A 7,182-nucleotide genomic window follows, 5' to 3' on the forward strand; every position below is an offset into this window, starting at 1 on the left:
TATTATATATAATAATAAATTTTATTGTTATTATATTTTTTCTTAATCTCACCTTTTTGATATAAATATTCAAGATGTGATGCAGCTTCGCCTGTCGCAAACCACTTTTGTGCTATCGGAAAATCCCCCCATTCACTATAATTAATATCCCAGCTCATTTGAGAGGCCATTTCATAGGCACTCATAGCAACTTTATTGTTTTTTAGTATATTAACTATCTCATTTAATCTTTTATAATGGTGCTTAATTATCTCATCGATTCTCTTATTAATATCCGTGATAATTTTCCTGTGACCTGGTAATACGAGATTTATATTATAATTAGATATTTTCTCAAGACTTTTCATATAGTTATCTAATGGGTTTATATCCTCACTTGTTTCAATTGCAATGATTGGAGTTATATCATCTAAGATATGGTCACCTGAAAACAATATATTATTATTTTTTTCATATATACATATATGACCCTGCGTATGGCCAGGTGTTGAAACAAAGGTTAGGTTATATTTATTAATAGATATTGAGTCTCCTTCATTGAGGGGGATAAAACTAAACTTACTTTTATGGGAAAACATATGTCCTGGATGCTTAAGTATTGCTTTTTCTAAAAGCTCTTCTGGGAAGCCATTTTTCATAAGAATTTTGTGCATCTTATCCCATGTACTTATATCATTTAAAATATTACCATCTAGTTCTGACATATATATATTAGCCTTGTTTTTTGACAATTCTTTTATTAAGCCCAATAGTCCAGCATGGTCAGCGTGCATATGGGTAATAATTAGGTCTAAGTTTTGAAAATCAATATTTAGTGAATTTAGAGCTTCAATTAATACTTCTGAACATTCCTCCATATTCATAGCTGTATCTATTAATATAGATTTGGTTTTATCCTTTATGAGATAATCATTTATACTCCTTAGGGGGTTTCTAGGCAGTGGCACCTCAATTTTGTATATATTATCTAAAATTTGCTCTACTGACATTTATATTAGGTAGCCTCCATCACATGCTATACATGAGCCTGTTGTAAAACTAGAAGCGTCAGATGCTAGGTATAATGCTGCACTTGCAATTTCAATTGGTTTAGCGTGCCTTTGTAAAGGAACATTTTTGACAAAAATATCATAAAATTCTTTATTTTCAAAGAGAGTTTTTGCAAATCTTGTCTCAGTAAGCCCAGGTAGAATAGTATTTACCCTAATATTAAATGATCCTAATTCCAATGCAAAAGATTTGGTCATCATTATTAAACCGGCTTTTGTAATGGAATATATACCTTGATAATAGCCGGGTTTAATACCATTTACAGAAGATATGTTAATTATTGAGCCCCCATTATTTTCTTTCATTAGATTTGCCACACTTTTTATCATAAAAAAAGGGCCTTTTAGATTAACCTCAAAGGTTTTATCCCATACTCCTTCATCTGCATCTATTAAAGGTCCAAAATGTGGATTTGTGGCAGCATTGTTAACTAATATGTTACATCCACCAAATTCTGATTTAACATATTCCAATAGTTTATCTATTTCTTCTTTTTTTCCTACATGTGTTGCAAAGGGTATAGCCTTCCCACCCTTTTTTACTATATCATTTGCGACCTTTTCTAGCCCCTCTTTCTTTCTGCTTGCAAGTATAACCTGTGCACCATATTCAGCGAATGTTCTAGATATTGCCTCGCCAATACCTCTACTTGCCCCTGTAACTATAGCAATTTTGTTTTTTAAACTAAAATCTACTGTTTCCATAATGCACCTCCTACTAATAATTTTCCCATGGATTATAAAAGGAATAACCTTTTTTAGTAAAGAAATTTTCTAAATATATCTTATCAATACAGTCAAATCTAATAGAAACTAATTTACAGTTATCACAAGTATCTAAAGTAAAGAGAGAGAGAATTTTTCTCTTTGATTCTTTTAAATCATGTGTAAGTTTTTCTAATTCAGATGAACTATCCTTTATCTTTAATCTTATTGTAGTCCCATTTTTATCAAGACCTGTTATTTTAATAAATGCTTTTAAGATATCATGCCTTGTTATAATCCCAATAAGATTGTTATCACTATCAATAACAGGTAGGGCACCTATTCCTTTATCATAGATTAATAATAGAACATCTTCTAAGGTATCATACTCACTAATAGTAAGAACCTCACTGGTCATAAAATTGTGAACTTTAGACTTTGTTTTATCAAATTTCATAGACATTAGAGCTTGTCTTATATCGCTGCGGGTGATAATACCTATAAGTTTTTTATCCTCTACAACAGGTAAGTGATTAATTTTATATTTATCCATTAATTTAGTTAATTTCTCAATGGAGTTGTCTTTAGTAACAGTTATAACCTCTTTGGTCATCCAATCAAAAACAAACATGTTTCCCCCCTTTAGAGATAACCTCTAAGGTATTGTGTACACATTCACATAGACTGTCAATATTATATCCACCCTCAAGGAAGAGCAATAATTTTCCGTTACAATATTTTGCCGCATAACTTCCTATTAAAGAATAAATTTCAGTAATGCCTTCAGTTGACAATTCCAAATGGCTCATCTCATCATTAATATGAGTATCATAACCAGCAGATACTAAAATAATTTCTGGCTTAAAGGTATCTAATATTTTCTCACAATTTTTTTTGAATATATATATATATTCGTCATCTTTTATGTTCGGAATCACAGGGCAGTTTAATGTATAGTTTAGCCCTTCATTAATACCCTTTTCAAAGTATCTACCTGTTCCAGGGAAAAGAAAAGTGGGGTGCTCATGGATTGAAAAATAAAATACTTTATTATCGCTATAAAAGATGTCTTGAGTACCATTACCATGGTGAACATCTACATCAATTATTAGTATATTTTTTAAGTTCCAATAATGAATTAAATAGTTTGCAGTTACAGCAACATTATTAATAAAACAAAAACCCATAGCGTAATCTCTACCAGCGTGATGCGAAGGAGGCCTACCTGCAATAAATATCTTTTCAAACATATTGTTCATAACAAGATCTGCTGCATAGATAGATGAGTAAGCGTGAAACAATGCTACATCATAAGTTCTTTTACATATGGCATTGTCTTGATGTATAAAATATTTGTTGTTTCTTTTACAATAAACATTAAGGAGTTCCAGGTAGTGTTTTGAATGTGTTAGTAGAATAGTATCAAAATTTTCCTTTGGTTTAACTCTTATTAGCTCTACATATCCATCTTTAACAAGATAGGAGTTTTCTATATACCTGTAAAGATATTTTAGTCTACTGTGGTGCTCCGGGTGCTCACTTCCCGTATTATGTCTCAAAAAAAATGGATGATATAAAAACCCTGTACTAGTTTTCATTTTTTAAAGCTCAATTTTGGGTTTTGCTATATTTACCTTAATATCTTCTATTTTTATATCATTAACATATAAATGTGCATTTCTTACCATAACTTTATTAATTTCTGGTATTTCCCTTGGAAGTCTTGCAAATTTTAATAATATTATTTTCAGTTTATCTTTAAGGTTTTTTTCAAATTCATGCCCTTGCAATAGTGAGTTCATTATATCTTCTGCTTCTATATTTGTTAGAGGTGTTAGTCTTATAAGGGAAATATTTTTATCCCTATGTGTAAATTTATCTAAACCCTCAAAACTATCATCTATCCAAGTTCTTTCTATACCTAATAATGGCCCATAGTAGGGATCCCTTAACAGAAATAGGTTTATATATGCTAATATATTGTTTTCTATGGTTTTTGAGTCAACTAAACCCATTAATAATAAAAATTTTTTTAATTCCTTATCATTTAAGGCTAATATTTCAGAATTATTTGATCTACTCTGAATGATATTATTTAAGTATTCTCTAACCTCTCTTGGGTTAAAACCTTCAATATCAGGAACATTACCTTTTGGTCTTTTAATATAATTACTATAGTAAATAACGTGACCCAAGGATTTAGCTATTTTTTCAGGTGATGAGAATAGGGGTATTTTTTTAGTTGTATTATTAATACTAATAAGTTCAGGTATATCCTTAGAATTTAACATGCATACCATAATTAGTTTTGCCTTGCTATTATTTGATAAACTATTTGTTAAAGAATTAATTAATTCTTTACTATTATTTTTAAATAGTGGTGTATATATTAAAATGATTATATCAATATCTTTTTTGTTTAATAGCTTATTTATCTTATTTATGTATTCTTCAATCTCTTCATTTAAATTTAACAGTGTTGTGTCTTTTATATTAATTAAACCTTTTTCGTTCAAAGCATCTGTTAAAACTATTGATGCCTCTGGCGTATTTGATATTATTGCAATATTATCATTCTCTGGTATTTTGTTTGAATAAAAAACCTTAACTGTATCAAACAATTCTTCAATTGTTTCAACCCTTATTATGCCAGCTTGTTTAAAAAGATTGTTAACAGTGTAGTCGTCTAGAGCCAATTCTACCTTTTTTTGCTTTGATATTGTGGCACTTATTGGATTTTTTGCGCTTTTAACAACTATGATCGGTTTTATTCTAGAGATCCGCCTAGATAGATGGGTAAATTTTTCTGGGTTACCAAAAGATTCAAGGTAAAGTATAATTACCTCAGTGTCCATATCGTCTTCCCAAAATTGTATTAGATCATTACTCGAAACATCAATTTTATTGCCAAGGCTGACAAAGTTTTTTATACCTATTCCTATTGAATCTAAGTGTTCTACTAGATATAGACCCAGTGCTCCAGAGTGACTTGCAATGGAAAGTGTTCCCAAATGTGGTTTATTCTCCATGAAAGAGGCGTTTAGCATATATTTAGTTTTGTTGTTTATTATGCCCAAACTGTATGGGCCTATAATTCTACTACCAGCATTTTTTACTATATTTATTAATTGGCTATCAATGTTTTTGTATGTTTTTAAATCTATATTATGATAAAAACCCATAATTAAGAGACATTTTATTTTGACCTTTAATGATTTTATAATATCTAGAGCTTTTTTTGTTGACATATTAAATATTGCTAAGTCTAGATTAGAGTAATTATTTAGATCTTTTATATCCCTAACTATTTTTCCATTATAACCACTATTTGAGATGTTTTTATATATATTTGGATATTTGTTATTTGTATCTTCTAATAGCAGAATACTTAAAGGCCTAAAGAAGGGTATTAATGATGCCGCTGTTGCGTATTTTTCTCTCATTTCTTTTATCGAATTAACCCGTTCTGTCTCATAAAGTGGTAGAGTTAGATAAAGTTCGCCACTTTCCCACTTTTGACTTACTTCAAACCCACTATTTTTAAAAACGTAGATCATTTTTTTGTTTTCTGGCATAACATAAGCTATAAAACGAGTAAATCCATTAATCCATGCAATATAAGCTAATTGGGTTAATAAAATGCTACCAATACCAAGGCCTTGAAGCTTATCATCTACAAAAAAACTTACTTCTGCTGTTCCTTCTCCATCAGTTTTTATATAAGTGCCAACAGCAACAATTTGATTATTAATTTCGCAGATAAGAGAAAGACCTTTTTTTTCGTCAGTTTGCACCATATTATCAATTAGGTCGTCTCTTATTTCTTTAACGGGAATAAAAAATCTGTGATATAAGCTTTCCTTTGATGCTTTATTAAAAAGCTCTTTTAGTTGTTCTCTATCTCTTTTATTATTATTTATCTTTCTTAATTGAACGACAGAACCATCTCTTAAAAATACTTTTGTCATTTATTTTTGTTTTGATCCTTGTTTTTTATATATTTGTTTACATTATCCCTAAGTTGTCTTTTTAAAAATTTTCCCGCAGAAGTACGTGGTATTTCATCAATAAAGATATAATCATCGGGTAACCACCATTTTGCAAATTTTTCTGAGAGAAAATTATTAAGTTCTTCTTTTGTTACTTTTTCACCTTCTTTTACTACAACAAATGCCAATGGTCTTTCTTGCCAAACTTCATGAGGGTAGGCTACTACAGCTGCTTCTATTATTTTATCATGGCTCATAAGGGCATTCTCTAAATCAACTGAACTAATCCATTCACCCCCTGATTTTATAAGGTCTTTACTCCTATCAACAATTTTAACATAACCTTTATTGTCAATAACTGCAATATCCCCCGTTGCAAAGTAGTTATCTAAGAATTTATCTTTTGCTTCAGTTTTAAAATATGCTTTGGCAATCCATGGTCCTCTTATATATAATTCTCCCATGGTTTTTCCATCCCAGGGAATCTCACCACTCTCGTTTACCCCTTTTATTTCTATAAAGGGTAGAGGTTGACCTTGTTTTGTTAGAAATTCACTTTTCTCTTCAATGCTTAATTTATTCATTTCCGGTTTCAACCTATTAATTAAACCAACAGGGGTTGTTTCGGTCATACCCCAACCATGAGCTACATTATAGCCCATCTCTAATAATCTCTTTATCATGCCTTGTGGTGCTGGAGCTCCACCAGTGAGAAATGTAAAATCTTTGTTGAGATTATATTTGTTTTTTTCTAATTCATTTATAATAGAAAGCCATACTGTTGGCACCCCTACAGTTAAATTTACATCCTCTTTTTCGTATAAATCTAATAGGCTTTTTGCATCGAGATAAGGCCCTGGATAAACATGTTTGCAACCAACCATTGTCATAGCAAAGGGAAAGCCCCAAGCATTTACATGAAACATTGGAACAACAGGTGTTATTGCATCAGAATATTTAACATTACTTACATCGGGTAAAGATATTGCAAGAGCATGCAAACACTGAGCTCTGTTAGAGTATAAAACACCCTTTGGTCTGCCAGTTGTTCCTGATGTATAACAAAGACCAGCTGCATCATTTTCAGCAATTTCAGGGTAATTAAAATCTTCACCATTAGTAGACATCACCTGTTTTTCATAATCAACATATTTATTGTTAGTGTTCCCTTCTTTCAGTGGTGCAACTATTATTTGTTCAATATCTATTTTATCCTCTATTTTCTCTAGAAGTGGAAGGAGTGTATCCTCAATTATAAGAATCTTATCCTCTGCGTGATTTATTATATAGATTATTTCATCCACGTGTAATCTAATGTTAAGAGTATGTATAACAAATCCTGCAGAAGGGATTCCCAAATAAGCCTCTAAATGTATATGATTGTTAAACATAAGTGTAGCAACCCTATCACCTTTTTTTAAACCATAATTTGTTAAATA

The 7,182-nt window shown here is 30.5% G+C and carries 6 protein-coding genes; all 6 read right to left on the reverse strand.

The window, feature by feature from the left end; translation table 11 throughout:
* Nucleotides 1-2 precede the first annotated feature (2 nt).
* The gene (locus SVN78_00535) at nt 3-989 is read right to left on the reverse strand and encodes an MBL fold metallo-hydrolase (GenBank protein ID MDY6820091.1); all 987 of its coding nucleotides are present in this window, start codon (nt 987-989) and stop codon (nt 3-5) included.
* Nucleotides 990-1,754 (reverse strand): glucose 1-dehydrogenase, encoded by a 765-nt coding sequence (locus tag SVN78_00540; GenBank protein ID MDY6820092.1) that lies wholly within the window; start codon nt 1,752-1,754, stop codon nt 990-992.
* A 13-nt stretch (nt 1,755-1,767) separates the two neighbouring features.
* Nucleotides 1,768-2,385, reverse strand: coding sequence for a CBS domain-containing protein (locus SVN78_00545; GenBank protein MDY6820093.1), 618 nt, complete (start codon nt 2,383-2,385; stop codon nt 1,768-1,770).
* Nucleotides 2,372-3,352: a histone deacetylase gene (locus SVN78_00550; protein ID MDY6820094.1), complete on the reverse strand. Its 981-nt coding sequence runs from the start codon at nt 3,350-3,352 to the stop codon at nt 2,372-2,374. The genes SVN78_00545 and SVN78_00550 overlap by 14 nt, the downstream gene beginning before the upstream one ends.
* Before the next feature lie 3 nt (nt 3,353-3,355).
* Nucleotides 3,356-5,722 (reverse strand): GNAT family N-acetyltransferase, encoded by a 2,367-nt coding sequence (locus SVN78_00555; GenBank protein MDY6820095.1) that lies wholly within the window; start codon nt 5,720-5,722, stop codon nt 3,356-3,358.
* On the reverse strand, nt 5,719-7,182 hold a 1,464-nt coding region (locus SVN78_00560; GenBank protein ID MDY6820096.1), incomplete at its 5' end, for a long-chain fatty acid--CoA ligase. The genes SVN78_00560 and SVN78_00555, both read right to left, overlap by 4 nt.

It is taken from the genome of Deferribacterota bacterium (assembly GCA_034189185.1).
Taxonomy (GTDB): domain Bacteria; phylum Chrysiogenota; class Deferribacteres; order Deferribacterales; family UBA228; genus UBA228.